Annotated in this window: 23 protein-coding genes; 15 read left to right on the forward strand and 8 right to left on the reverse strand. The window is 72.2% G+C overall.

Annotated elements, in window-relative coordinates:
- Window positions 1-71: 71 nt before the first annotated feature.
- The gene (locus tag HW837_RS03030; RefSeq protein WP_078853531.1) at window positions 72-566 is read left to right on the forward strand and encodes a hypothetical protein; all 495 of its coding nucleotides are present in this window, start codon (window positions 72-74) and stop codon (window positions 564-566) included.
- Window positions 567-569: 3 nt separating this feature from the next.
- On the opposite strand, the gene HW837_RS03035 is transcribed toward HW837_RS03030, so the two are convergent.
- Complete coding sequence (locus tag HW837_RS03035) at window positions 570-1,067, reverse strand: SH3 domain-containing protein (RefSeq protein WP_045558605.1); 498 nt, start codon at window positions 1,065-1,067, stop codon at window positions 570-572.
- Window positions 1,068-1,262: 195 nt separating this feature from the next.
- On the opposite strand from HW837_RS03035, the gene HW837_RS03040 reads away from it, so the two are divergent.
- Complete coding sequence (locus HW837_RS03040; protein WP_313895513.1) at window positions 1,263-2,201, forward strand: hypothetical protein; 939 nt, start codon at window positions 1,263-1,265, stop codon at window positions 2,199-2,201.
- Here the strand turns inward: HW837_RS03040 and HW837_RS03045 are convergent.
- Window positions 2,116-3,468 (reverse strand): aminotransferase-like domain-containing protein, encoded by a 1,353-nt coding sequence (locus tag HW837_RS03045; RefSeq protein ID WP_193379386.1) that lies wholly within the window; start codon window positions 3,466-3,468, stop codon window positions 2,116-2,118. The genes HW837_RS03040 and HW837_RS03045 overlap by 86 nt on opposite strands.
- A 131-nt stretch (window positions 3,469-3,599) precedes the next feature.
- Here HW837_RS03045 and HW837_RS03050 point away from each other — a divergent pair, with 131 nt between their 5' ends.
- The 5 genes from HW837_RS03050 (at window position 3,600) to HW837_RS03070 (ending at window position 8,681) form a co-directional block, all read left to right on the forward strand.
- Window positions 3,600-4,412: an alpha/beta fold hydrolase gene (locus HW837_RS03050; protein ID WP_193379385.1), complete on the forward strand. Its 813-nt coding sequence runs from the start codon at window positions 3,600-3,602 to the stop codon at window positions 4,410-4,412.
- A gap of 152 nt (window positions 4,413-4,564) precedes the next feature.
- On the forward strand, window positions 4,565-5,014 hold the full coding sequence (locus tag HW837_RS03055) for a DUF7144 family membrane protein (RefSeq protein ID WP_045558601.1): 450 nt from the start codon (window positions 4,565-4,567) through the stop codon (window positions 5,012-5,014).
- Window positions 5,015-5,242: 228 nt separating this feature from the next.
- Window positions 5,243-6,280: an endonuclease/exonuclease/phosphatase family protein gene (locus HW837_RS03060; RefSeq protein WP_193379384.1), complete on the forward strand. Its 1,038-nt coding sequence runs from the start codon at window positions 5,243-5,245 to the stop codon at window positions 6,278-6,280.
- Between the two features lie 58 nt (window positions 6,281-6,338).
- A complete protein-coding gene (locus tag HW837_RS03065) occupies window positions 6,339-8,306 on the forward strand; it encodes an FUSC family protein (protein ID WP_193379383.1) in 1,968 nt (655 codons plus the stop codon).
- Between the two features lie 156 nt (window positions 8,307-8,462).
- Window positions 8,463-8,681: a hypothetical protein gene (locus HW837_RS03070; protein ID WP_045558598.1), complete on the forward strand. Its 219-nt coding sequence runs from the start codon at window positions 8,463-8,465 to the stop codon at window positions 8,679-8,681.
- Window positions 8,682-8,769: 88 nt separating this feature from the next.
- Here the strand turns inward: HW837_RS03070 and HW837_RS03075 are convergent, their stop codons facing one another.
- A complete protein-coding gene (locus HW837_RS03075; protein WP_093790274.1) occupies window positions 8,770-10,860 on the reverse strand; it encodes a PhoX family protein in 2,091 nt (696 codons plus the stop codon).
- A gap of 252 nt (window positions 10,861-11,112) precedes the next feature.
- Between HW837_RS03075 and HW837_RS03080 the strand changes: the two genes are divergently transcribed.
- The 4 genes from HW837_RS03080 (at window position 11,113) to HW837_RS03095 (ending at window position 16,505) form a co-directional block, all read left to right on the forward strand.
- Window positions 11,113-13,200 (forward strand): VWA domain-containing protein, encoded by a 2,088-nt coding sequence (locus tag HW837_RS03080; protein WP_193379382.1) that lies wholly within the window; start codon window positions 11,113-11,115, stop codon window positions 13,198-13,200.
- A gap of 156 nt (window positions 13,201-13,356) precedes the next feature.
- Window positions 13,357-15,087: a methionine--tRNA ligase gene (gene metG, locus HW837_RS03085; protein ID WP_045558595.1), complete on the forward strand. Its 1,731-nt coding sequence runs from the start codon at window positions 13,357-13,359 to the stop codon at window positions 15,085-15,087.
- A gap of 59 nt (window positions 15,088-15,146) precedes the next feature.
- Window positions 15,147-15,512 (forward strand): PH domain-containing protein, encoded by a 366-nt coding sequence (locus HW837_RS03090; RefSeq protein ID WP_045558593.1) that lies wholly within the window; start codon window positions 15,147-15,149, stop codon window positions 15,510-15,512.
- Window positions 15,513-15,683: 171 nt separating this feature from the next.
- Window positions 15,684-16,505 (forward strand): hypothetical protein, encoded by an 822-nt coding sequence (locus HW837_RS03095; protein WP_193379381.1) that lies wholly within the window; start codon window positions 15,684-15,686, stop codon window positions 16,503-16,505.
- 182 nt (window positions 16,506-16,687) lie between these two features.
- On the opposite strand, the gene HW837_RS50245 is transcribed toward HW837_RS03095, so the two are convergent.
- Complete coding sequence (locus HW837_RS50245) at window positions 16,688-17,200, reverse strand: DUF397 domain-containing protein (RefSeq protein ID WP_193379380.1); 513 nt, start codon at window positions 17,198-17,200, stop codon at window positions 16,688-16,690.
- Between the two features lie 184 nt (window positions 17,201-17,384).
- Between HW837_RS50245 and HW837_RS03105 the strand changes: the two genes are divergently transcribed.
- The 3 genes from HW837_RS03105 to HW837_RS03115 all read left to right on the forward strand — a co-directional run bounded on the left by HW837_RS03105 (window position 17,385) and on the right by HW837_RS03115 (window position 19,104).
- Window positions 17,385-18,383: a helix-turn-helix domain-containing protein gene (locus HW837_RS03105; protein ID WP_237269847.1), complete on the forward strand. Its 999-nt coding sequence runs from the start codon at window positions 17,385-17,387 to the stop codon at window positions 18,381-18,383.
- A gap of 119 nt (window positions 18,384-18,502) precedes the next feature.
- Entirely contained in the window at window positions 18,503-18,850 is a 348-nt protein-coding gene (locus HW837_RS03110) for a hypothetical protein (protein ID WP_193379379.1), read from the forward strand.
- Window positions 18,847-19,104, forward strand: a complete 258-nt coding sequence (locus HW837_RS03115) for a hypothetical protein (RefSeq protein ID WP_193379378.1) — start codon at window positions 18,847-18,849, stop codon at window positions 19,102-19,104. The genes HW837_RS03110 and HW837_RS03115 overlap by 4 nt, the downstream gene beginning before the upstream one ends.
- On the opposite strand, the gene HW837_RS03120 is transcribed toward HW837_RS03115, so the two are convergent.
- The 4 genes from HW837_RS03120 to HW837_RS03135 form a co-directional block, all read right to left on the reverse strand.
- Window positions 19,085-19,462, reverse strand: a complete 378-nt coding sequence (locus HW837_RS03120) for a hypothetical protein (protein ID WP_193379377.1) — start codon at window positions 19,460-19,462, stop codon at window positions 19,085-19,087. The two genes, HW837_RS03115 and HW837_RS03120, sit on opposite strands and share 20 nt — an antisense overlap.
- A 314-nt stretch (window positions 19,463-19,776) precedes the next feature.
- The gene (locus HW837_RS03125; protein ID WP_193379376.1) at window positions 19,777-21,129 is read right to left on the reverse strand and encodes a pectate lyase family protein; all 1,353 of its coding nucleotides are present in this window, start codon (window positions 21,127-21,129) and stop codon (window positions 19,777-19,779) included.
- Between the two features lie 204 nt (window positions 21,130-21,333).
- Complete coding sequence (locus tag HW837_RS03130) at window positions 21,334-22,113, reverse strand: hypothetical protein (protein WP_177261924.1); 780 nt, start codon at window positions 22,111-22,113, stop codon at window positions 21,334-21,336.
- A 169-nt stretch (window positions 22,114-22,282) separates the two neighbouring features.
- Window positions 22,283-22,636, reverse strand: a complete 354-nt coding sequence (locus HW837_RS03135) for a cupin domain-containing protein (protein ID WP_045558590.1) — start codon at window positions 22,634-22,636, stop codon at window positions 22,283-22,285.
- 484 nt (window positions 22,637-23,120) lie between these two features.
- On the opposite strand from HW837_RS03135, the gene HW837_RS03140 reads away from it, so the two are divergent.
- A complete protein-coding gene (locus HW837_RS03140) occupies window positions 23,121-23,975 on the forward strand; it encodes a CAP domain-containing protein (protein WP_045558589.1) in 855 nt (284 codons plus the stop codon).
- The last annotated feature ends 26 nt before the right edge of the window (window positions 23,976-24,001 follow it).

A 24,001-nucleotide genomic window follows, 5' to 3' on the forward strand; every position in this document is an offset into this window, starting at 1 on the left:
GCGGCTCCCCCCAGGTGTGGTCTGGTAGACGGGGCGGAGAGTGGCGGGGGAGGGAAGAGAGGAGTGCTCCCATGGCTCAATCGGCACCCACTCCGGGGCGGCCGGTGATTCCCGGCAGGCCCTCGGTCCCGGGCCGGACCCCGGTCCCGGGCAGGTCGGCGGGGCCGGCCACGCCCGATGTCTTCAGTGAGCGCACCCACCGGCTCACGAAGCTGATCCTGCCGGTGGTCCTCGGCCTCGTCTACGGCTACTGGGCCGCGGCGATGAACCGCGACGCCGGCCCCATCACCGGCTGGAACGTCCTCTTCGGCTTCGTGACCGCGTTCGTGTTCGCGGCGCTCTACCTCGCCGTACAGACCGTCGCACCCCGCCTGCGCCGCGAACCGCACGCCGCCCTCTGGGCCGCCTTCGCGGGCTGCGCCTTCGGCTTCCTCTACAGCCAGGACTCAGCGCATTCCGTGGTGCGCTCCACGCTCATGTCCCTCGCCATCGCGGCGGCGGTCTTCGCGGTCGCCTTCTACCGCTACTACACCCACGAGGACGCGGCGGGCCACCGCCTGCCCTGACTCTCACTCCTCCTCCCACTCCCAGGTGCCGGAGGCCGTGAAGGTCCACGTGAACGAGACAGACCCGGAACCGTGCCCGTCCTGGCAGGGATCGCAGTCCTTCCAGTTCGGGCACGGGTCCGTGCAGTTCGGCACCGAGCGGCCGTGCGTGTCGACGTACACCGCGCTCGCCCAGCCTCGGACGTCACCGAGCCAGTACCAGTGCGGGTCGCCGAACACCTTCTGTCCCCGGACCTCGCAGTCGACGACGGCCCGGCTGCCGGGCGCGAGGGAGCCGACGACGCGGGAGTCCGTGGTCGGCTGTGCGCGGAGGTTGAGGTCGCCGCCGGAGACGACCGTGCCCCGGACGGAGCCGTCGGAGGCGCCCGCCGCCGTGGTGCCGAGCGCCGACACCGCGAGCACACCACCGGTGATCCCGGCCGCGACGAGGGCCCGCAGGGCGGAAGTGGCCGGGGAACACGGGGAGATGGAAGAACTCGGAGTACGCGGGTCACTACGCATGCCTTGCCTCCTCGACGCCCCCCTTCGCCAACCCCCTGTCACTCTTCCTCCAGGTAACACCCGTTCGAGTGAGCGCTCCACCGGAGCGGACCGCGCCCCCGGCCCCTCCCCGTTCGGCTTGTCCTGGGGGGCCATTCGCAGTCACACGGGTCGGGAGCGCTCGCGAGGTCGTGGGCGGGGGTCTTGCCTGGAGGGGTGTCCCTCCCCGTCCGCGCCGCCCTGTCGGCCGTACTGACCGCGCTCGCCTGCCTGCTCATACCGGTGGGCGCGCTGGCCGCGTGGGCGACGTACGAACTCGCGGACCGGACGCGGTACGAGGCGGTCATGGCGCCGCTGGCCACGGACCCGGACGTACGGGAGGCGCTCGCGGACGCGGTCGCCGCCGGGGTCCTGCGCGAGGTCCGGGTGGGTCCGCCGCTGCGGCGGCCGGTACGGGAGTTCACGCACGACGCGGCGCACTCCTTCACGCAGACCGAGGCGTTCCGCACGGCGTGGCACATGGTGAACCGGGCGGCGCACGACGCGGTGCTGACGGCGGTGCGCGCGGAGGACACCGGCGGCGGGGGCACGGGCGGGCCCGGCGTCGGCGGGGCGCGGGCGGTGACTCTCGACCTCGCGCCGGTCGGCGAGCGCGTCAAACGGCAACTCGTGCGCGACCACGTGCCGTTCGCCCACCGCATCCCGGTCGCGCGCACCGAGGTCGAGGTGTTGTCGGCCGCGGAACTGGTCCAGCTTCGAAAGGGGTATCACGTGCTCGAAATCGCCGCGTTCTGGCTTCCGGTCGGTGCGCTCGCGCTGGCCGCCGGTGGCGTCCTCGTCGCGACGCAGCGTCGTCGGGCCGTCTGCGCGACGGGTCTCGGCGCGGCGCTCGGCGGTGCGCTGCTCGGCGTCGCCGTGGCCCTCGGCCGCCACCTGACACTCGCCGACCTGCCCCCGGACGTCTCCCCTGCTGCCGCCGGGGCCGTCTACGACGCCCTCACGGCCACCCTGCGCACGGTGACCTGGGGACTGGTGCTGCTCGGTACGACCGTGGCCGGGGCCGCCTGGCTCACGGGCCGGCTCGTGCGACATCGCCGAGCGTCCGCAGCGCCTCCGCCAGCACCGGCGGAGGAACCGACGCGAGCCCGAGCCTGACGCAGTCGGCGGCGGTGACCGCCCCCGCGACACGGAACGCCGGCCCGGGCGTCACCGCCACACCCCGTTGGGCGGCGGCCGCGCGGAACGTGTCCGCCCGCCAGGGCTCGGGCAGCTCCCACCACGCGTAGTAGGCCCGCGCGTCCCCCCGCACGGTGAACCCCGCGAGGTGCTCGGCGACCAGCCGCTGCCGTGCCGCCGCGTCGGCCCGCTTGGCCGCGACCAGCCGCCCGACCGTCCCGTCCCCGATCCAGCGCACCCCCGCCTCCAACGCGAACCGCCCCGCCGCCCAGCCCCCCGACCGCAACGCGTCCGCCGCGCCCTCGACCCGGCCGTCCGGCACCACGAGGAAGCCGACGGTCAGCCCCGGCGCCACCCGCTTGGACAGCCCGTCCACGACGAACACCCGCTCCGGCGCGTACGCGGCCAACGGCGGCAGCGCCCCCACGCCATCACCCTCGTCCCCGCCCGCCAGGAACGACCAGATCCGGTCCTCGATCACCGGCAGGTCCAACTCCCGCACCACACGGGCGAGTTCGGCCCGCCGCCCCGCGCCCATCGTCACGGACGTCGGATTGTGCAGCGTCGGCTGCGCGTACACCGCCGACAGCGGCGCCGCCCGGTGCGCGGCGGCCACGGCCTCCGGCCGGAGCCCCTCCCCGTCCGTCGCGAGCGGCACCAGGGTCGCCCCCAGCCGCCCGGCGATCTCCTTGACCAGCGGATACGTGAGGGACTCGACGCCGACACGCCCCCCGGGCCGTACGAGATGGGCGAGGGCCGCGGCGATCGCCTGGCGGGCGTTGCCCGCGAAGAGGAACCGTCCCGGGTCCGGGCGCCAGCCGGCGGTGGCGAGCAGCCCGGCCGCCGCCTCGCGCGCGGCGGCCGTACCGGTCGCGGGGGCCGTGCGCAGCGCGTCCGTCAGCACGTCCGGCCGCAGCAGCGGTTCCAGCCCGGCGGCCAGCAGCTCCGACTGACCGGGCGCGGAAGGGTAGTTGAGCTCCAGGTTCACCGGCGCCGAGCCCGCCTGCTCGGCCAGCGCCCGCCCCACCGACGCCGCCGGCGCCGCGCGTACGAACGTCCCGCGCCCGACCTCGCCCACGACCAGCCCGCGCCGCACCAGTTCCGCGTACACGCGCCCGGCGGTGGACCCGGCGACGCCCCGCCGCCGCGCGAACACCCGCTGCGGCGGCAGCCGGTCACCGGGCTTCAGCCGCCCGGAAGCGATGTCCTCCGCGATGCGATCGGCGATCCGCCGGTAGTCGGCCACGGCCGCCCCCCTCCCTCGACCCACTCGACTCTCGTCCACTCACGCCTGTCCGGCTCCACCCGGCCACCACATTGCACCGAGGGCAAAGATCTTATTGCACCGAGGAGTTGGGGCGCTCTAGGGTCGATGTCATGACCACCTTCCTCGCATACGAGGACAAAGGGGAACCCGAGGGACTCCTCGGGGAAGCCGGTCCCGCGGGCCGGCCCGCGCGCCTCCCTCTCGTCCTCGTCCACGGCCACCCCTTCGACCGCACGATGTGGCACCCGCAGATCACCGAGTTCTCCCCCACCCGTCGCGTCGTCGCGCCCGATCTGCGCGGCTACGGCCGGTCCCCCGTCGTCCCGGGCGTCACCCCGCTCTCCACCTTCGCGGAGGACATCGCCGCGCTCCTGGACGGCCTGGGGGTCCCGGAGTTCGTCCTCGGGGGACTCTCCATGGGCGGCCAGATCGCGATGGAGTGCTACCGCCTGTTCCCGCACCGCGTCCGCGGCCTCCTCCTCGCCGACACCTTCCCGGCCGCCGAGACCGAGGAGGGCAAACGGACCCGGAACGCCATGGCCGACCGGCTGCTGCGCGAGGGCATGGCGGGGTACGCCGACGAGGTGCTGTTCAAGATGGTCGCGCCGTACGCCGACCCGGAGGTCGCGGCCCGGGTGCGCCGCATGATGACGGACACCGACCCCGAGGGCGCCGCGGCGGCCCTGCGCGGGCGGGCCGAGCGCCCCGACTACCGCGAGCTGCTCACCCGCGTCACCGTCCCGGCGCTGGTCGTCGTGGGCGCCGACGACGAGTACACCCCGGTCTCCGACGCCGAGGCCATGCACGCCGCCCTGCCCGACTCCGCCCTGCACATCGTCGACGGCGCCGCCCACCTGCCGAACCTGGAGCGCCCGGAGGAGTTCAACAAGGCGCTCGGGGCCTTCCTGACCCGCCTGGACTGAGCACCGGGCCGGGCCGCGCGCCCCGGTTCCCCGTCCCGGCCCTCCCACTCCTCCCGCCTCCCGGCTTCACCCGTTCGGCCTACACCGCATGCGGCCCTCCTCCCGCCGCGTGAGCATGCGGGTGAGCTGTCCATCCGTAGGAGGAGGCCCTCATGGCCCAGCACAGCACCGCACCACGCTCGAACACCACGTCGCAGGAGACGCCGATGTCCCACCGGGGAGCCCGCTCGGAGTGGGCCCACGGCGGCATGGTCTTCGCCGGTGTCCTGATGATGGTCATCGGCGTCATGGGCATCCTCAACGGCATCGCCGGGATCGCCACGGACGACGTGTACACGAACATCGGCGACTACGTCTTCGAGTTCAGCCTCACCACCTGGGGCTGGATCCACCTGGTGATCGGACTCTGCGTCCTGGCCACCGGGTGGGGCGTCATCCAGGGCCAGACCTGGGCCCGCGCGGTGGGGATCGCCCTGACCTCGCTGTTCGCCATCGAGTACTTCATGTTCCTGCCCTACGCGCCCGTCTGGTCGGTCGTCTGCATCGGCATCGCGGTCTTCGTGGTCTGGTCCCTGGCGACGTCCCCGGACCCCACGCCGTAGGCTCCGCCGAACGCCCGAGAGCAGGGACAACGGCCCTGGGCCGAAAGGCGAAGCCGGGCGCAGCCCCGGCTTCGCCTTTCAGGGGCGCGGGGAACCGCGCGAGAAGCCCCACCGGACCCGCACCCGCCCACGCACCCCGCCCCGCCCCGATCCCACCCCCGGCGCAACCTTCCCCGCACCCCGCCCGTCCTTAGAAGGACCCGCAAACAGCAGCGAAAGGCACCGGCCGTGGAGAGCGCGACCATCGAGCGGCCGGACCCCGTCCCGGACCCCGCACCGACAGCAGGGAACCGCCCGCGCAAGCGGCACGGCGGCAAGGCCTTCCTCGCCGTCCTGCTCCTCCTCGGCGTCACCCTCGTCGTCGGCTCACGCGCCGCCGACATCGACGCCTTCACCCCGGTCCCCCAGCTCCTCGCGTTCCTGCCCTGGCTGCTCGCCCCCACCGCCCTCGCCCTCCTGCTCGCACTCCTCTCCCGCCGGTGGATCGCCCTGACCTGGGGCGTACTGCTCCTCGGCGCACTCGCCTGGTACATCGAGCCCTACGGCAAGGCGAGCGAGCCGACCGGGCCGGTACTCGCCGAGGTGCGGGTGATGACGTCGAACGTGCAGTTCGGCCGCGGCACCGACGCCCTCGTCAAGGCCGTGCGCCGCGAGCGCCCCGACATCGTCTTCGTCGAGGAGTGCGAGCTGACCTGCTCGGCGAAGCTCCGCGACTCGCTCGGCGATCTGAGCGGCCGGACCCCCGACTACCCCCACCGGCAGTCCATCGAGGGCTACGGCTCCACCGGCTCCGTCATCCTCAGCCGGTACCCCCTGAAGTCCACCGACCCGATCCCCGGCTCGATGGGCATGCCGAGCGCCGTCGCCGACGTCGAGGGCCACCCCGTACGGCTCCAGCTGGCGCACCCGATGCCGCCGCTGCCGGGCCAGCTGGACACCTGGCGGCGGGAGCTGGGCGCGCTGCGCGCGTACGCGGCCGACGACACCCGCACGCCCACCATCCTGGCCGGTGACTTCAACGCCTCCCAGGACCACGCGGCCTTCCGCGCGATCCTCGACACCGGCATGAGCGACGCCGCCCGGCTGACCGGGCAGGACCGCAGGCCGACCTGGCCCTCCCGGACGACCCCGAGGATCGGCGCCCAGATCGACCACGTCCTCGTCTCCCGGAAGGACTTCTCCGCCCGCGAGGTCCGCTTCCGCGAGCTGTCCGGCACCGACCACAACTCCGTCGTCGTGGACCTCACGCTGCACCGGCGCGGGTGAACCGCGAGGTCGCCGACGCCCCCCGGGGCCCCCGATCACCCGTGGCCATAATGGGCGCATGCCCCGCACGCTCCCCATCGGCCTCGCCCCGCCCGACTGGCTGGTGCGGAACCTCCGGCCGCAGCCCGCGCCGGTCAACCGGCCGGCCGTGGCGCGCGCGGCGATCGCGCTGACGCTGCCGCTCGCGCTCGGCCTCGCCGCCGGCCGTCCCGAGTACGGCGCCCTCGCCTCCATGGGCGCCCTCTCCGGCGTCATCAGCGACACGGCCGCCGCGTACCGGATGCGGCTGCTGAAGATCGCGGTCCCCCAGCTGTTCGCCGCCGTGGGCATCACGCTCGGGTCGCTGGCGTACGGGCAGGGCTGGGTCACCGTCGGGGTCCTGACCGGGGTCGCGCTCGTCTCCGGGATGATCTCCTCGATCGGTGCCGTGGCCTCCGTGTCGGGGCTCCTCCTGCTGCTCAACTCGGTGATCGGCGCGGGGCTGCCGATGCCGGGCCCGTGGTGGCTGGCCCCGCTGCTGATGACCGGCGGCGGCCTCCTGGTCCTCACCCTGGCGCTGCTCGCCTGGCCGCTGCGGGCGGGCGTGCCGGAACGGGCTTCGGTCGCCGACACCTACCGCAAGGTCGCGGACCTCCTCGCCACGATGACAACGGACACCCCGGCGGCCCCGGACGCGCGGGACTCGTACGACGAGGCGCGGTTCCTGGTCACCCAGTCCCTCAACCAGTCCTACGACCTGGTCCTCGCCCGCCGCGCCCGCCACCACGGCCGCAGCCCCGAACTCGTACGTCTGCTGGCCCAGTTGAACGCGATCACCCCGCTGGTGGAGGCCGCCCCGGCCGTACGGCAGTCCGGCCGGCCGCTGCCCGCCGAGATCCCGGTGGCCGTACGGCATCTCGCGGAGGCCGTGGAGACGGGATACTCGGGGCCGCTGGGGCTGCGGCTGCCGGAGCCCGGGAGCGAGACCGGGCGGGCGGTCGACCAGGCCCTGCGGCACGCCGCCGACGTCGCCACCGAGAAGTCGCCGGACGCGCTGAAGAAGGCCGGCGACCGGGCGGGCCGCCCCGCGCCGCTGGGCGTGCGCGCCCTCCGGGTCGCCCGGAACGTCGCCCTCTCCGGCACCTCCTGGCGCTACGGCCTGCGCCTCGCGCTGTGCATCGGCATCGCCCAGGCCCTGGTGTCGCTCGTGCCGGTGCCGCGCTCGTACTGGGTGGCGCTGACCATCACCTTCGTCCTGAAGCCGGACTTCGGGTCGGTGTTCTCCCGGGCGCTGCTGCGGGCGCTCGGCACGGTCGTGGGGCTGGTGGTCGCGGCCGCGATCCTCACGGAGGTGCCGCGCGGCTGGTGGGACGTGCCGGTGATGCTGCTCCTCGCACCCCTCATCCCCGTCTTCACGCCCCGGGGCTACGGCTATCAGACGGCCGCCATCACCCCGGTGATCCTGCTGCTCTCGGACACCCTCAACCACCAGGGCGCCGATCTGCTCGTCCCGCGTCTGGTCGACTCCCTCATGGGCTGCGTGATCGCGCTGGTGGCGGGCTATCTGCTCTGGCCGGAGAGCTGGCACGCCCGGGTCGGCGACCGGCTCGCGGACGCCGTCGCCGACACGGCCGCATACGTCGAACGCGCCTTCGGGCAGACCCCCGCGGACCCCGCCGACCGGGCCCGGACCCGCCGCCGCCTCTACCGCGACCTCTCCACCATCCGTACGGAGTTCCAGCGGGCCCTGACCGAACCGCCGCCCGTCGGCCGGCGCGCCGCCGCCTGGTGGCCGCTGGTCGTCGCGGTCGAGCGGATCGTGGACGCGACGACGGCCGCCCGGGTCCGGGTCAAGCAGGGTGCGCAGCCCCCGTCCGCCGCCGAGGTCGACCAGGTCACCCTGCAACTGCGGGAGCTGGCGGACGGCCTCCGCAGGACCGAGACCCTCTACGAGGTCCGCTCCGACCTCAGCGGGCCGCCGGGCAGCGTGCTGGAGCCGCTCCGCCAGGAGGTGGCGGCGGCCCGGACGATCACCTCGTCCCGCTGAGCCACGAGCTCCGCAGGTCAACCCGGAGCAGGTCAACCCGGAGCAGGGCGCCGAATCGTTACGTCATCCCCGCACGGGTGACGGAGGGCGAATTCGCAGCCGAAAAGCGGACATGATCAATCCTGTTCAACCGCCCTACCTATAAGGGGATTTTTCATGCGTCGCACCGCGACCGTCCTGCTCGGAACCCTCGCCCTCGCCGGCGCCATGGCCCCGGCCGCCCACGCGATCCCGGACCCGGTCGGGACCGTCACGTGTCTCGCCGAGACGCCCGCCGCCGTGACGGAGCTGGCGGCCGACCCGACCGCCCTCGTCGACCCCGCCGCCCTGCTCGACCCGGCGGGCGCCCCGGCCGTGAGCTGCCTCGCCCCCTGAGGCCCACCCCGGCGCGACACACGCGGGCCGCCCTCCCCGACAGGAGGGCGGCCCGCGGCCGTGTCCGCGCCGGTGTCGCGTGTCGCTCTCAGACGCCGATGTCGCAGCCGTCGGCGCGCCACACCGCGACGACCGCCGGGCGGACGTACGTGCCCGCGCCGTCGGGCCAGGTGCTCTTCGGGTTCTCGACGGTGGCCCCGTCCAGCTCGCCCGGATGCTGGACGGCCACCAGCACGCGACGGTCCTGGATGATCGGGCCGCAGGTCTCGGCGCCGCTCGGGACGGTGAGGAACTGCTTCAGCTCACCACGGCGGTCCCCCTTGGTCGCCACGCCGAACAGTCCGTCGTGCGAGCCGAGCTGGGAGCCGTCGGTGGAGATCCACAGGTTGCCGTACCGGTCGAAGGCGACGTTGTCCGGGCACGAGATCGGGGAGACGTCGTCCTTCGGGAAGCCGGCGAAGTAGGTCGCCGGGTCGTTCGGGTCGCCCGCGACGAGGAAGAGCAGCCAGGCGAACTTCGTGCTCTCGGGCCGGTTCCAGCGCTCGGTCAGCTCCAGCACCTGGCCGTGCTTGTTGGCGTGGCGCGGGTTGGCCTCGTCCGCCTTGGGGTTGGCGCCGACACCACGGTTGGAGTTGTTGGTGAGGGCGACGTAGACCTTGCCGGTGACCGGGTTGGGCTCGATGTCCTCGGGCCGGTCCATCTTGGTGGCGCCGACCTTGTCACCGGCGAGCCGGGTGAAGACGAAGACCTCGTCGGCGGTCATGCCGTCCACGTGGGAGACGGCGCCCTCGGCGGTGGCGGTGGCCAGCGGGATCCACTCGCCGCTGCCGTCGAACTCGCCGTCGGCCGGCAGCTTGCCCGTGCCGTCGATCTCGATGGCGGGGGAGTCGCCGGTCAGCTTGGCGACGTAGAGGGTGCCCTCGTCCAGCAGCGACAGGTTGTGCTCGCGCACCGCGCGGCTCGACCCCTTGCGCATCCGCTTGCTGCTGACGAACTTGTAGAAGTAGTCGAAACGCTCGTCGTCGCCGGAGTAGACGACTGGACGGCCGTCGGCGGTGAGCCGGATGGTGGCGGCCTCGTGCTTGAACCGTCCGAGGGCGGTGTGCTTGCGCGGCGTGGACGTCGGGTCGTACGGATCGAACTCCACCACATACCCGAAGCGGTGCACCTCGTTCGGCTCCTGGGCGACGTCGAACCGCTTGTCGAACCGCTCCCACTTGCGCTCGCTGGCGCCGGTGCCGATGCCGTACCGCTTGTCGGTGGGCCGGTTGCTGTTGGCGAAGTACTGGTTGAAGTTCTCCTCGCCGTGCAGCGTGGTGCCCCAGGGGGTGGTGCCGCCGGAGCAGTTGTTGAGGGTGCCGAGGACCTTGCGGCCGGTCGGGTCGGCGGAGGTCCTGAGCAGGTCGGATCCGGCGGCGGGGCCGGTGAGCCGGAACTCGGTCGTCGCCGTGACCCGGCGGTTGAGGTGGTGGCGGGGCACGGCGGTGAGCTTGCCGGTGCGCCGGTCCTCCTCGACCACGACGGCGGACAGGCCGTGGGCGGCCCAGGCGACCTCGACCTGGTCGCGGGTCGGGTTCGCGGCGTCGTAGCCGCGGAACATGAGCACCTCGTCGGTGTACTCGTGGTTCGCGACGAGGAGCTGCCGGCCACGCTCGCCCGGGAGCGGGAGCAGCGCGAGGAAGTCGTTGTTGTAGCCGAACTGGCCGGCCTGCGCCTTGCCCGTCTGGTTCTCCGGGTCGAAGGCGGGGGCGCCGCGCAGGATCGGCTCGCCCCAGCGGATGACGACGTTCTGCCTGTACCCGTCGGGGACGGTCACCTTGTCGGCGGTGTTCGGCGCGACGGAGGTGTACCGCAGACCGCGGGCGGCCTTGGGCCGGGCCTTGGACGCCGCGGCTCCGGCGGTCTCGGCGGACCCCGCGGCGTCCGCCGGGGTGGCCGCGGCGGCGGGTCCGGCGGTGCCGAGCGAGACGGCCGAGCCGGCCGCGCCCGCCACGGAGACGACGGCGGCGGCCCTCATCACCGAGCGACGGCTGAGCGCGCCCGCGATGACGTCGCCCACGTATTCGTTGGTGCTGGTGTTCGGCACCTCGTGGAAGCAGGCGTCGCCACAGCGGAACCGACAGGTCAGGGCGGAACGGCCGCCGGGATGCGAGCCGATCATGGGCAGCAGCTTGCGCACAGCGCGCTCCTCGATGCTCTTATGTGCCTTTTGGTGTGAGCGCGACGCTAGGGGGGCGTGTGTTCGAGCACGGGGACACGAGGTGAACGGGGAGTGAACCTGCGGCAGTTGGGGCGGTGTTGACAGCGCGAGGTGGCGGGGATAGTGAAAGGCCCCCGCCCCACCCCAAGATCGCCACGCCCGGCCGCTAACCTTACGTGTCCGTCCTGGCCAGGGATTGACGGGCTACAACTCACCCGAAGGGTTGCGCACATGGGCATTCTCTCTCTCCTCCGGAATGCGTTCAGCCGCTCACGCAAGGGGCGCGACACGGTTCCTTCGCAGGAGGCGGAGCGGGATTCCGCCCCGGAGGACACCTCCGCGGCGACGGCCGAGGCGGCCGCGCCGCGGCAGGCCGCCGAGCCGAGGGTCCCGGCCCCGGCGACCGAGCCCGCGGCCTCCTCCGTGGCCGACGAGCTCGTCTCGGCGGCCTTCGACAACGTGACGGTCCCGAAGCCGCGGGGGGCGGAAACGCCCGAGAGAGAGCCGGAGCCGGTGGCTACGCCGGAGCCTGCGGCTTCGCCGGAGCCGGTGACTGAGGCGGCGCCGAAGGCTGAGGTGGTGGCTGAGGCTGAGGTGACGCCGGTCGGCGAGGAGAAGGCCGAGGCCGAGGTGCCTGCGGCGGCGGAGGCCGAGGTGCCCGCCAAGGCGGAGACCGAGGTGGAGCCGTCGGTGGCCGAGGCCGAGACGGAGACGTCGGTGGCCGAGGCCGAGACGGTCGCCGAGGCCGGGGAGAGTGGGGCGGCCGAGGAGAAGGCCGCCGACAAGGCCGAGCCGAAGGCGGTCGCCGAGACTGCCGATGAGGTCGAGGCTGCGGCGCCGGTCGCCGAGGCGGAGCCGGAGACGAAGACTGTCGTCGAGGACGCCGCTGCCGCCGAGACCGAGCGCGAGGTGGTGGCTGAGGCCGACGACGCGAAGGGTGCCGCCGCCGAGAAGGCTGCCGCGCCGGTCGTCGAAGCCGAGGCGGAGCCGGTGGTCGAGGCCGAGCCGGAGGCGGACGCCGAGCCGGCCGCGACCCCTGAGCCGGAGCCCGCCGCCGAGGCCGAGCCCGCCGAGGTTGCCGCCGCTGAGGCGGAGCCGAAGGCTGCGGAGTCCGTGACCGCCGAGGAGCCGAAGGCTGCGGCTGAGCCCGCGCCCGAACTCGAGGCCGAGGCCGCTCCCGAGCCCGAGGCCGCGCCCGAACCCGAGGCTGAGCCCGCGCCCGAACCCGAGGCCGAGGCCGCTCCCGAGCCCGAGGCCGCCCCGGCCCCGACGGCTGAGGCCACCCCGGAACCGGCCGTCGCCGCCGAGCCGGAAACCGCTCCCGAACCGGAGGCCGCCACCGAACCGGCCGCGACTCCCGAGCCGGAAGCCACCCAGGAGCCGGAAGCCACCCCGGAGCCGCAGACCACCCCCGAACCGGTCGCCGACGAACCCACCACCACCCCCGAACCGGTCGCCGTCGAGCCCACCGAGCCCTCCGCGACCCCGGACCTGGTCGTCGTGGCCGACGCGGCCGCCCCCGGAGCGAAACCCGAACCCACCACCACCCCCGAAGCCGCGGTCGCCGACGGTGAAGGTGCCCCACAGGTGGCACCCGCGGCCGACGACGAAAGCCGCACGGGTGGTGCGGGTGGGAAAACGGGCGGGGCCGACGGCGCAGCCGAGGCCGTGCCCTCCGCCACCATCCCCGGAGGGCTCCGCACCGCATACGCCGCCGCCCACGACGTACTCGCCAAGCAGAACCTCACCTCCGCCCGCGCCAAGGTGTACCTCGTCCTCGACAGGTCCGCCTCGATGCGCGGCTACTACAAGGACGGCTCCGCCCAGGCCCTCGGCGAGCAGACCCTCGCCCTCGCCGCCCACCTCGACCCCGAGCAGCCCCCCACCGTCCCCGTCGTCTTCTTCTCGACGGAACTGGACGGCACCGGCGAGCTCACCCTCGACGTGTACGAGAACAAGGTCGACGACCTGCACGCCGGCTGCGGCCGCATGGGCCGTACCAGCTACCACGTGGCCGTCGAGGAGGTCCTCGCCCAGCACCAGAAGGCGGCCCCCGGCACCCCCGCCCTCGTCGTCTTCCAGACCGACGGCGCCCCGGACGCCAAGACCCCGGCGAACCAGGCGCTCGCGGACGCCGCGAAGAACCACCCGGCCGTCCACTTCGCGTTCGTCGCGTTCGGCGACCCGGAGAACAAGGCCTTCGACTACCTCCGCAAGCTGAAGACCGACAACACGTCCCACTTCCTGGCGGGCGAGACCCCGCGCGAGCTGACGGACGCCGAGGTCTACGAGGGAATCCTGGCCACCTGGCGCCCGTAACCCCGGCGCCCGTAACCCCGGCACCCGGGGCGCCCGCCCCGCACAGCTCACCCGTGCCGCCCGCCTCCCACCCGTCAAAACGGGAGGCGGGCGGCACACCCATGTCGGCTAGGATTTCAAGACTCACGAATACGACCGACCTGGGAGCATCCCCCGATGGCTCGACACCTCATCACCAGCGCCCTTCCGTACATCAACGGGATCAAGCACCTGGGCAACATGGTGGGGTCCATGCTCCCGGCGGACGTGTACTCCCGTTACCTGCGCCAGCGCGGCCACGACGTGCTGTACATCTGCGCGACGGACGAGCACGGCACCCCCGCCGAGCTGGCCGCGAAGGAGCGGGGCCTCCCGGTCGACGAGTTCTGCGCCCAGGCGCACGACGCGCAGAAGGCGGTCTACGACGGCTTCGCGCTGGCCTTCGACTACTTCGGCCGGAGTTCCTCCCCGCAGAACGTCGAGATCACCCAGCACTTCGCCCGCCGCCTGAAGGAGAACGGGTTCATCGAGGAGCGGGCGATCCGCCAGGTGTACTCCCCGACCGACGGCCGCTTCCTCCCGGACCGCTATGTCGAGGGCACCTGCCCGCACTGCGGCTACGACAAGGCCCGCGGCGACCAGTGCGAGAACTGCACCCGCGTCCTGGACCCGACCGACCTGATCGACCCGCGCAGCGCCATCTCCGGCTCCACCGACCTGGAGGTCCGCGAGACCAAGCACCTCTTCCTCCTGCAGTCCAAGCTGCAGCACGAGGTCGAGGCGTGGGTCGCGGCGCACGAGGAGGAGTGGCCGCACCTGTCGTCCTCCATCGCCCGCAAGTGGCTGAACGAGGGCCTGCACGACCGCGCCATCACCCGTGACCTGGACTGGGGCGTCCCCGTCCCGGCCGACACCTGGCCGGAGCTGGCGGCGGAGGGCAAGGTCTTCTACGTCTGGTTCGACGCCCCGATCGAGTACATCGGCGCGACGAAGGAGTGGTCGGACGCCGCCCCGGACGGCGAGACCCGCGACTGGAAGTCCTGGTGGTACGAGGCCGACGCCGGCGACGACCCCGTGCGCTACACGCAGTTCATGGCCAAGGACAACGTCCCCTTCCACACCGTGATGTTCCCGGCCACCGAGCTGGGCATCCGCGAGCCGTGGAAGAAGGTCGACTACGTGAAGGCCTTCAACTGGCTGACGTACTACGGCGGGAAGTTCTCCACGAGCCAGAAGCGCGGCGTCTTCACCGACCAGGCTCTCGACATCCTGCCCGCCGACTACTGGCGGTACTTCCTCATCGCCAACGCCCCCGAGTCGGACGACTCGTCCTTCACCTGGGAGCACTTCACAGCCACGGTCAACAAGGACCTCGCCGACACCCTCGGCAACTTCGTCAACCGCGTGCTGTCCTTCTCGAAGAAGCGGTTCGGCGAGGAGGTCCCGGCGGGCAGCGCGCACGGTGAGACGGAGGCGAAGCTGGGCGAGCAGATCGCCGAGCTGCTCGCCGAGTACGAGGGCCACATGGAGTCCCTCCAGTTCCGCAAGGCGGCGGCGGCCCTGCGCGCCCTGTGGTCGGCGGGCAACTCCTACCTGGAGGAGAAGGCCCCCTGGCTGGAGATCAAGACCGACCAGGAGGCCGCGGCCCTCACGCTCCGCACCGCCATGAACCTCATCCACCTCTACTCGGTGGTCTCCGAGCCCTTCATCCCTGCGTCCTCGGCCGCGATGCGCGCCGCGTTCACCCTCAAGGACGACACGGCGACCTGGGTCTCGCAGACCGAGGCCAAGTCCCTGGACTCCGTCCCCGCCGGCACCCCCTTCACGGTCCCCCCGGTCCTCTTCGCCAAGCTGACGGACGACGACCTGGAGACCTACAAGGAGCGCTTCGGCGGCGAACCGGCGTAACGCATACGCTCCCTCGCGAGGAAGCAACCCCGTATGTCCGGATGTGCGTCTGTGTGTGCATGGCACTGTTCGGAAACGCGCACACGGTCGATCCCGGCAAGGCCCAGCAGGACTACGGACGTCTGCTGGGTCACGGGGAGCAGGTTCACGCGGCGTTCCTGCTGATCCGCGACACCATCCTGTTCACCGACCGCCGGCTGATCCTGATCGACAAGCAGGGGATCACCGGCAAGAAGGTGGAGTACCACTCCGTCCCGTACCGCAGCATCACGCACTTCGCGGTCGAGACGGCTGGCCACTTCGACCTCGACGCCGAACTGAAGATCTGGCTCTCCGGCTCCCACGAACCGATCGAGAAGACGTTCACCAAGGGCGTGGACATCTACGAGGTCCAGGCGATCCTCACGCAGTTCGTCGCCCGGTAGACGCACGCGGTCCCCGGGAAGAGCAAATGGACCGCGGTGGCCGGATACCGCGCGCCCCGCGGCTGTCACGAGTGTCATGGCTGTGTTCCAGTGCCGGTGCAGGAGGTGCCTGTCGCTGCCGGACCCCCCATATGCTCCGCGCACTGACGTCCAGTTGGGGGAACACACATCATGCGCACCAGACCCCGGCCCGCCCTGCGGGCCACCCTCGCCCTGGTGGTCGGCGCACTGCTGACCACGCTCGCCGTCGCACCGTCGGCCTCAGCCGACGGCCACGACCTGGCCCCGCCCGTGATCCTGAGCGTCGCCGTCAACCACGGCCGGCCCCTCGTGCTCGGGCCGAAGCAGTCACTGACCTTCCAGGCGACCGTCACCGCACGGGCGGACACCGGCATCCACCGCAACGGCGTCGAGATCCACCTCCGCGGCCCCTCGGGTGCGGGAGGTTCCCAGGGGCTGAGCGGGCTGAACGACCCGGCGCCCGGCTGCTCGCCCACCAGCGCGACCACCGCGGTGTGCACCGAGTGGTTCCGCATCGACACCGGGAGCGCCGAGGTGACCAACAGCTGGGCGGGCGACTGGCAGATATGGGCCCTGGTGGCCGGCAACAACCTCGACGAGGACCCGGGCAGCAGCATCACCACCGCGACGTTCCCGAACGTGATGAAGCTGCAGCGCAGGTCCAAGCTCACCTTCGCCGCCACCCCCAACCCCCTGCCCGCCGGCCGCAACCTCGGACTCCTCGGCCGGCTCACGGTGGCGGACTGGGAGACCGACGAGTACGCCGGTCGCATCAACCAGCCCGTCGAGCTGGAGTTCTGCGCCACGCCCTGCCGCGCCGTGGAACCGGTACGGTCCCTGACCACCGGAGTGTCCGGGTTCACCGGCACCACCTACCCGGCCACCCGGGACGGCTCCTGGTGGCTGCGCCACCGCGGCAACACCCAGTTCTCCGCCACCTACTCACCCGGCGCCCTGGTCGACGTCGTGTGACCGCCCGCCCGTACCCGGACATGCGAAGCCGCGGGGCCCGCCGCCGCGCCGCCGCCCGAAAGCTCTTCCGAGAACTTCGACGACGGCACGCTCTCCCCCGAGCCGGACGCCCTGTTCTGAGCCACGCCGACGCGCCCCGCGTTCCAGTGACAACCAGGCACGGAGGGCGTGCAGTTGCGAGGTCAGCTGTCCGACGCATACTCCACGAACTCCGCCCACGCGTCCGGCGCAAGCGCGAGTTGAGGGCCGCATTGGTTCTTGGAGTCGCGGACGTGCACTACGCCGAGCCCGGTGGCAACCTCGACGGCTGTACCCGCGCAACGCGCCGCTCTCCCTGCTGGCCCGCGGCACCTGGCTGCCGTACGGGGACCTCTACCACTTCGCGCACCCAGCGCACCCCGCCGTGCGCTGGAACTACCTGCCCGCGCTGGAGAGATCCCTGCACGGCCCCAGCTGCCGGCCGCACGCGCTGCTGCTGGGCGAGTCCGCCGTACTGCGCCGCCACCGCCGGGCCCTCGCGTCGGCCGGCGAGGCCCGGTCGTGGCAGCTCGAAACCGGCCCCTCACCGGAGTACGAAAACGTGGGTTCCGGTGAGCCTGGCGATCTCCCCCAAGAAACACGGCGGGGAAAGGAACCCGACCAAGCCCCACCCCTCCCGCCCAGGCCGCAAACTCACTCGCGCGGGTGAACAACATCAACTCAGCTGGATTCGGGACCGGTTGCCTGCCTTACGCTCAGCGCGGCACCACACATCGCACCGCATCGCACCGCACACATCGCGTCGCACCGCCTCACACAACCGCAGACATGCGACGGCCCCCGCCGGGACGGCAATCCCAGTGCGAGGGCCTGACCACAAAGGAAGACGAAACCTTCCCGATGGATACGCAGAACCCTAGCGCGCCCGCGCACGCCCGGTCCCGGATCACGGGCAAAAATCACCCCCGCCGACGCGCCCACGCGCAGCACCACCCCAGCGGCGTCATCCACGACAACTCCCGGCACACCAACCGCTTCACGGTGATCGGCAACCATCTCGCCCAGCACCAGGAGCTGTCCGGGCTGGCCATCGGGCTCGGCGTCCACATCCAGTCGCTGCCCACCGGCACCCCCGTCGACATCAAGACCCTCGCCGCCCGCTTCCCCGAGGGACCGACCCGGATCGCCGCCGCCCTGCGCGAACTGGAGACCCACGGCTACCTGCGCCGCACTCGCGTACGCACCGAGAGCGGCCGGATCGTCACCCGCACCGTCTCCTGCAACCAGCCGGGCAAGCCCGGCGACGCGTCCGACGACGGGCACGGGCCCGAGCCCCACCACGCACCCGAGCCCCCGGTCGAGCGCCCGGCTCAACCCCCGGCCCGCCGGGCAGCCTCCGCCCCGCAGCAGAAACCGGTACGCCGCGCCCTCCCCGCCGTACCGCAGCCCGCGTACACCTCCCCCACCCTCCTCCAGACCGCCACCGAGGTGCTCGTCGGCCTCCGCCGCCACGACCCCCGCCTGATCCTCTCCGCCACCGACGCCGAACACCTCGCCCCCGGTGTCGTCGCCTGGCTGGAGCGCGACCTCACCCCCACCGCCGTACGCCATGCCCTGACCAGCGACCTCCCGGCCGAGCCCCTGCGCCGCCCGGCCGCCCTCCTGGCCCACCGTCTCGCCGAAGGGCTCCCGCCCCTGCCGCCGTTCCGGACCCCCGAGACACCGCCACCGGTCCTGTACCGCGTCCGCGTCTGCACCGACTGCGACCTCGGCTACCGCGGCCCGGATCCGGAACGTTGCCCGGGGTGCGCGGCGCGGCACGCGGCCTCCACCACCCCCGGCGAGAGCCCAGACGCCCCTACCGGCTCGATGCCCGTCAGCGCCCAGGCTCAGCCGTGAACGGCAACTGCCTACCGTACGCAGGGGACGCCCCGTGCCCGTGCCCCGCCCGGCCCCCGGTCCGGCTCCACCGTGTGCCCGGCCGGATACTCTGGCCGGGGCACCCTCTGGAGGACACCATGAGCACGCAGGCCGACCACGGACACGAGCTGATCCCCCGCCCCGAGCAGACCGCCGACGCCCTGCGCGCGGCCCTCGCCGTCGTCGCCCCCGGTCGCCTGGAAGAGATGCAGACCACCAAGGACGAAGCCTTCGCCAAGGCGGTCGAGTGGCAGTCCCTGAGCCCGGTACGAAGCTGGGTCCTCGTCTGGGCCCGGGACATCGAGATCGCCCGCCGGCCCGATCTGGCCGCCCGCCACGCCCGTGCGACGAGCAACCTGGAACACGAGGATCCCGTCGTCGCGCAGGAGGCGCTGCGGGAACTGGGCGCCGTCCTCGACGAGGCCATGAGGGCAGTCCGCGCGTGAGCTGGAAGTGGGAGTACGCCTTCGGCGCCGAGGAAGCCGCCCGCACAGCCCCTTCGCGGTTTCTCGCAGGTGTAGCGAAGAAAGCGGATGAGCTGGTCAGGGCCGCCGAGGCGTTCCACGTCCACGGCCAAGCCCATGACGGGGTCGACCCGAAGGGCGGGGACATCGTCGTTCCCGGCGGCATGTTCACCTACCAGGTCGTCGTGCGCGGCGAGCGGGTGTACGTCGTCCAGATCACCTATCTGGGGTTCTGAGACACGGTGGCTCGGCCAGCGGGTCCCATTGCGGTCTGACCACGAACGCCCGCACGTCCCTCATCCACACGCCGTTCCCGTACGGCTCCACATCGCCCTCCACCGCCACCTCGAACCCGTCCAGCCACGCCGCGGTGGCGCTGTCCACGTCCTCCGGACGCAGTTCCACACGCACGCTGCGTACCCGCGACGCGTCCTCGTGGCGCAGCGAACCGTAGATCGTGGCCTGACGGTCGTCCTGCCCGCTGAGCCGGGTGACCACCCCACGCAGGAGGGCGCCCTGCTCCCGAGCCGCCCGTTCGCGCAGTTCCCTCGCTCCTTCCTCCAGCATCCGCACGTGGAGTGGGGTGAGCGACACCGGGGGCGAGTCCTGTTCCATGGGCATCTCGGGTGACCAGTCGAAGGCCAGTGAGAAGGACCGCCGACATCGAACGGCGTGGTGCTGCGTGACCCGTCCACGGTTGAGCCGCTCGTAGATCATTTCTGCTGGCTCATGGCACCTGAGAACGGGGTCATGCGTCTCGCGTGATGCCGGACAGAGCGGGACGACCCGGTCGGCCGGCCCCCTGCGTGAGGTGTGCCCGCGGACCCCCGTACCGCGGGCACGGTGACACCGTCCGGCCACCGGAGAAGGGTGGCCGGACGGCGTCACGCATTCGAGGGGCGGGGCGGCTAGGAGAGCGTGCCCGCGCCCGTCGTGCCGGTCAGGTCGGTCAGGAGGTCGGTGACCGTGGTCTGGAGACCGGCGGTGAGGGCCGGGGTCCAGTTGACGGTCGTCTTGATCTTCTTGGAGCTCGCGGCGTTGTACGCGGCGACGACGTCCGTGGCCTTGCCGTTGACGAGGTTGCCGGTGCCGGCGATCGAGCCCGTGCCGTCGCCGCTCAGCAGCTTGGCGACCTTCGCGTCGGCCGGGATCTTCCAGACGTTGCGCTCGGCGACGACCTGGGCCTTGGCGCGCGAGTCGATGCTGTACTTGGGCGCGTAGCCGTTGACCGTGGCGATGTCGTAGACGTTGTTGTAGAGGTGGATCTGGCCGATGCGGGCCAGCGGCGCCCGCTGCACGATCCCCTTCCACAGGTTGTGGTGGATCGTCACGCGCAGCTTGCCCGTGCTGTCGGTGTCGCTGGAGCCGATCAGCATCGTCTTGTCGTGGTTGAGGAACTGGTTGCGCTCGACGGTCACCAGGTCGGAGCCGTTGGTGATGTCCAACGCGCCGTCGTGGACCTGGTACTTGCGGCCGTAGTACGTCGCCTCGGTCTTGTCGAAGGTCGGCGCGTCGGTGAACGTGTTGTGGTCCGCCCAGACGTTGGTCGCGCCGCGCAGCGTGACGGAGTCGTAGTTGGAGTTCCACTCACCGGCCGAGCCGTCGGTCGGGTCCCACTGAGGGAAGCAGTCCTGGGTGTCCGCGAAGGTCAGGTTGCGGATGATGACGTTCTTGACGTTCTGGACCAGGACGCTGCCGCCGAGGATGCCGGCCTTGGTCCCGGGGACACCCACGATGGTGGTGTTGGACGGCACCCTGAGGACGATGTTCTTCTTCTGCTTGTCCTGAGCGGCCTTGCGGGCGGTCTCCTGCGTGCCCGACGGGACCTTCTTGCCGTACTTCGCGGGATCGAACGCCTTGAGGTAGGCGGAGAGCGAGTAGCCGGTGCCGGAGGCGTAGTCCGCGCAGGTCAGCTTCTTGCCGGAGTCGTTGGTGTTCGCGTCGATCGTGCCCTTGATCTTGATGATGCGGGGCGTGGTGTCGGTGGCGGAGCCCAGGGCCTTCACCAGTTGCGCCCGGGTGGACACCGTGAAGGTGTGCGCCGCGTCCGCCTTCGAGCCGCCGGTCGTACCGGAACCGGACGCCGCCCAGCCGTCCTTGGCGGGCAGCACCTGGTGGTACACGTCGGTGGGGCTGGCGCTGGCGTTCATCACGAGGACGCCGGCGCCGACAGCGGCGGCCACGGCCGCGGCGGAGACCACGAGGGCCCGGCGCTTGCGGAGGGACCGGCGGTGGGACGGGCGCGGGGAGGCAGAGGCCACGGATGAGTCCTTACGTAACGTACGTGATTCGGGAGAACACGTGGTTCGTGTGGAACCCCCGTGAAGGGGGTTACGACTCATGTGTGGTCGCAGGGTTTTGAAAGGTTGCCGCCCCGATTCCGGGAATTCGGAGAGGAGTTGGCGGCCGCCCGGTGGGAGCGACGGCCGCCGTTCAGGGACGGGGCCCCTGGGGAGCCGGAGGCTTTACGGGTTCGGCGGCAGCGGCAGCGCAGCCAGCGGGCTCCAGCGCTCGTCCCAGACGAACGTGCCGCCCTGCGTGTCGCCGTGCGTCTCCCAGACGGCGCCGGCCGTGGTCACGACCTTGACCCAGGCGTCGTTGCCCTGGGCCGAGATCGAGATGGAGCAGGCGCCCGTGGGGAAGTTGTTGGGCCGGCCGTCGGGCAGATCGTCGTCCGTGAGGTCTTCCCAGACATAGGCGCCCTGCGGCTGCGGCGTCGGGTTGCTGTTCCGCCGCCCCGCGTACGCCCGCCCATCGGTGAGCACGGCGCTGTACTCCTCTGCGCCTGAGGGGGCGTAGCTGTCGATGTCGGAGCACGGCCCGGGGTCACCCTGGGGACCCGTCGGACCCAGGGGACCCGTCGGACCCAGGGGACCCGTCGGGCCCTGGGGGCCGATCTCGCCCTGCTCACCGGGGACACCCTGTGGTCCGGTCGGTCCGGGAGGGCCCGCCGGCCCGGTCGGGCCGACCTTGCACCTGTCGGGCCGGCCCGCACTGCCCGTCTCGGCCTCCGCCTTGGGTTGCGGCTTCGGCTTCGGCTTGTGGCAGGGGTCGCCGTACGGCGCACCCGGAAGCGCGGCGGTGCCCGCCTCCGCGCCGGTGGCACGCGGCGTGGCGGCGGCCGGGTTCGCGGCGCCGGTGACGAGGAGGGCGAAGGCGGCGAGGGCGAGGGTGCCGCCGGCCAGCCGGGCGCCACGCACGGGGAACGGGCCGAGCGGGGCCCGTCTCCTGGGTTCAGAACTCATGCACTGCTCCTTGATCCGAATCAGTTCGACGATGTCCGGAAGCCGGGTCGGGGCTTCCCAGGACGGCATCGGATCCGGAAGGCAGCGCCCTGAGGGCCCGGCGGCATGATTAACGGATCAGCCCAACAGTGTGACGCCGATGGCCGCGTACGCACGGGCGAATCGTGGGCTACTTGATGTGCTCCATCACCTCCAGGAACTCCTTCGTCGGGGAGAACTCGACGACCTCGACGTCCTCCAGGGCTTCCGGGGAGTGGCCGGGGGCCCAGTAGTAGACCTGGCCCGCCTCGTAGAAGTCCTCGCCGTCCTTGGTGCGCATCCTCAGCCGGCCGCTGAGGACCTGGCCCCAGTGCGGGCACTGGCACAGGTCGTCCGGCAGCCCCTTGAACGCGGGGGCCATGTCGGTGCCCTGGGGGAGCTTGATGAAGGCGACGGACATACCGCCGCCGAGCTCCTGGACGCGTACCTCTAGACCGTCGCCCTCGATCACCACGGGGGCTTCCGTCCGCGTGACTGCCGTCATGATTCCTCCACGACCAGATCACTGCGGGGTCTGTGCGATCTCCGCTTCTCCATCCAGTCTGCGCCCGTCCCGCACACACCTCGAATCGGGGTGACATGCGTCACGACCGAATTGCACACGATGGAACCGTTCGATCCGTTTCGCCAAAGCGACAAATCCCGCCCCTCGAATGCCCATCCGGCATTTGCCGCACAGACGGCGAATCCAACTGATCGTCCGGGGCGGCGACTCCCGCGGCGTCGCCGTCGGAGCAACGGCTTTCTGCCTGGTCCCAGGGCGGGTTCGGGCGCTCGGGCGTGGACGGCGCCCCACCGCGGACGTACGTCCCGACCCTCTCGGAACGCCTCACCGACGCTCCCCGGCGGCAGCACACGTGTTCGTTGCCCGGTGCGGCGAGGGGTCCCCATAATGACCGGGCTCACCAGGGCCACGGCCTGCCAAGGGGTCGATTGCGTCGAAGTCGGACCATTCAGTGAGGCCACGTATGACACGCACGAGACGAACGAACAGTCACCGCCGTAGGACGAAACGGTCGGCGGCGGGGCAGCCGAGGACGACACGCCGGAAGATAGCCGTCGCCACCGCCTTCGTGGTGGCCGTGGGCGCCATCGGCATCCCCACGGCCGCGTGGGCCGGCGGGGTCGGGCTGGGCGACTGGAGCAACGTGGCCTCCTCCTGGTGGGGAGGGGAGAAGCGGGAGCCGGCTCCGGCCACGCCGTCACGCACCCCCTCCGCGTCCGCGACGCCTTCCGCCGAGAGCGCCCCGGACACCCCGGAGAGCTCCCCGAGTCCGTCGCGTTCCAAGGCCAAGTCGAGCCCGTCTCCCTCCAAGTCCGCCAAGCCGAAGGCCAAGTCCACCCCCGAGGCCGCCGACACGCCCGACAGGACCACGCCCCCGCCGAGCGCCCCGAAGGCCACCCAGGCCGAGCGCGCTCCGGCCGCCTCCACCGGCAACGCGGCCTCCGGTCCCACGGCCCAGGTGCTGAACCTGGTCAACGCCGAACGCGCGAAGGCCGGTTGCTCGCCGGTGACCGTGGACGCCAAGCTGACCAAGGCGGCCCAGGACCACAGCCAGGACATGGCCGACCACCAGAACATGTCCCACACCGGCTCCGACGGCTCGGACATGAGCGAGCGGCTCTCCCGGGTCGGGTACGCGTTCCGCTCGGCGGGTGAGAACGTCGCCGCCGGGTACGGCACCGCCGAGAGCGTCATGGACGGCTGGATGAACAGCCCCGGCCACAAGGCGAACATCCTCAACTGCGGTTTCAAGGAGATCGGCATCGGCCTGGCCCAGCCGGGCAACTACTGGACCCAGAACTTCGGAACGCAGGCCTAGCCTCCGGGGCCGGTAGCGGCACCGTC

This window comes from Streptomyces caniscabiei, assembly GCF_014930365.1.
Classification (GTDB): domain Bacteria; phylum Actinomycetota; class Actinomycetes; order Streptomycetales; family Streptomycetaceae; genus Streptomyces; species Streptomyces caniscabiei.

What these genes read in the sequence shown, in the direction of transcription:
- HW837_RS03105 (WP_237269847.1), top strand. Translation starts at nt 17,385, where the DNA reads ATGGATACGCAGAACCCTAGCGCGCCCGCGCACGCCCGGTCCCGGATC.
- HW837_RS03055 (WP_045558601.1), top strand. Translation starts at nt 4,565, where the DNA reads ATGGCCCAGCACAGCACCGCACCACGCTCGAACACCACGTCGCAGGAG.
- HW837_RS03035 (WP_045558605.1), bottom strand. Translation starts at nt 1,067, where the DNA reads ATGCGTAGTGACCCGCGTACTCCGAGTTCTTCCATCTCCCCGTGTTCC.
- metG (WP_045558595.1), top strand. Translation starts at nt 13,357, where the DNA reads ATGGCTCGACACCTCATCACCAGCGCCCTTCCGTACATCAACGGGATC.
- HW837_RS03080 (WP_193379382.1), top strand. Translation starts at nt 11,113, where the DNA reads ATGGGCATTCTCTCTCTCCTCCGGAATGCGTTCAGCCGCTCACGCAAG.
- HW837_RS03030 (WP_078853531.1), top strand. Translation starts at nt 72, where the DNA reads ATGGCTCAATCGGCACCCACTCCGGGGCGGCCGGTGATTCCCGGCAGG.
- HW837_RS50245 (WP_193379380.1), bottom strand. Translation starts at nt 17,200, where the DNA reads ATGTTGTTCACCCGCGCGAGTGAGTTTGCGGCCTGGGCGGGAGGGGTG.
- HW837_RS03065 (WP_193379383.1), top strand. Translation starts at nt 6,339, where the DNA reads ATGCCCCGCACGCTCCCCATCGGCCTCGCCCCGCCCGACTGGCTGGTG.
- HW837_RS03090 (WP_045558593.1), top strand. Translation starts at nt 15,147, where the DNA reads ATGGCACTGTTCGGAAACGCGCACACGGTCGATCCCGGCAAGGCCCAG.
- HW837_RS03110 (WP_193379379.1), top strand. Translation starts at nt 18,503, where the DNA reads ATGAGCACGCAGGCCGACCACGGACACGAGCTGATCCCCCGCCCCGAG.
- HW837_RS03050 (WP_193379385.1), top strand. Translation starts at nt 3,600, where the DNA reads ATGACCACCTTCCTCGCATACGAGGACAAAGGGGAACCCGAGGGACTC.
- HW837_RS03070 (WP_045558598.1), top strand. Translation starts at nt 8,463, where the DNA reads ATGCGTCGCACCGCGACCGTCCTGCTCGGAACCCTCGCCCTCGCCGGC.
- HW837_RS03130 (WP_177261924.1), bottom strand. Translation starts at nt 22,113, where the DNA reads ATGAGTTCTGAACCCAGGAGACGGGCCCCGCTCGGCCCGTTCCCCGTG.
- HW837_RS03140 (WP_045558589.1), top strand. Translation starts at nt 23,121, where the DNA reads ATGACACGCACGAGACGAACGAACAGTCACCGCCGTAGGACGAAACGG.
- HW837_RS03135 (WP_045558590.1), bottom strand. Translation starts at nt 22,636, where the DNA reads ATGACGGCAGTCACGCGGACGGAAGCCCCCGTGGTGATCGAGGGCGAC.
- HW837_RS03095 (WP_193379381.1), top strand. Translation starts at nt 15,684, where the DNA reads ATGCGCACCAGACCCCGGCCCGCCCTGCGGGCCACCCTCGCCCTGGTG.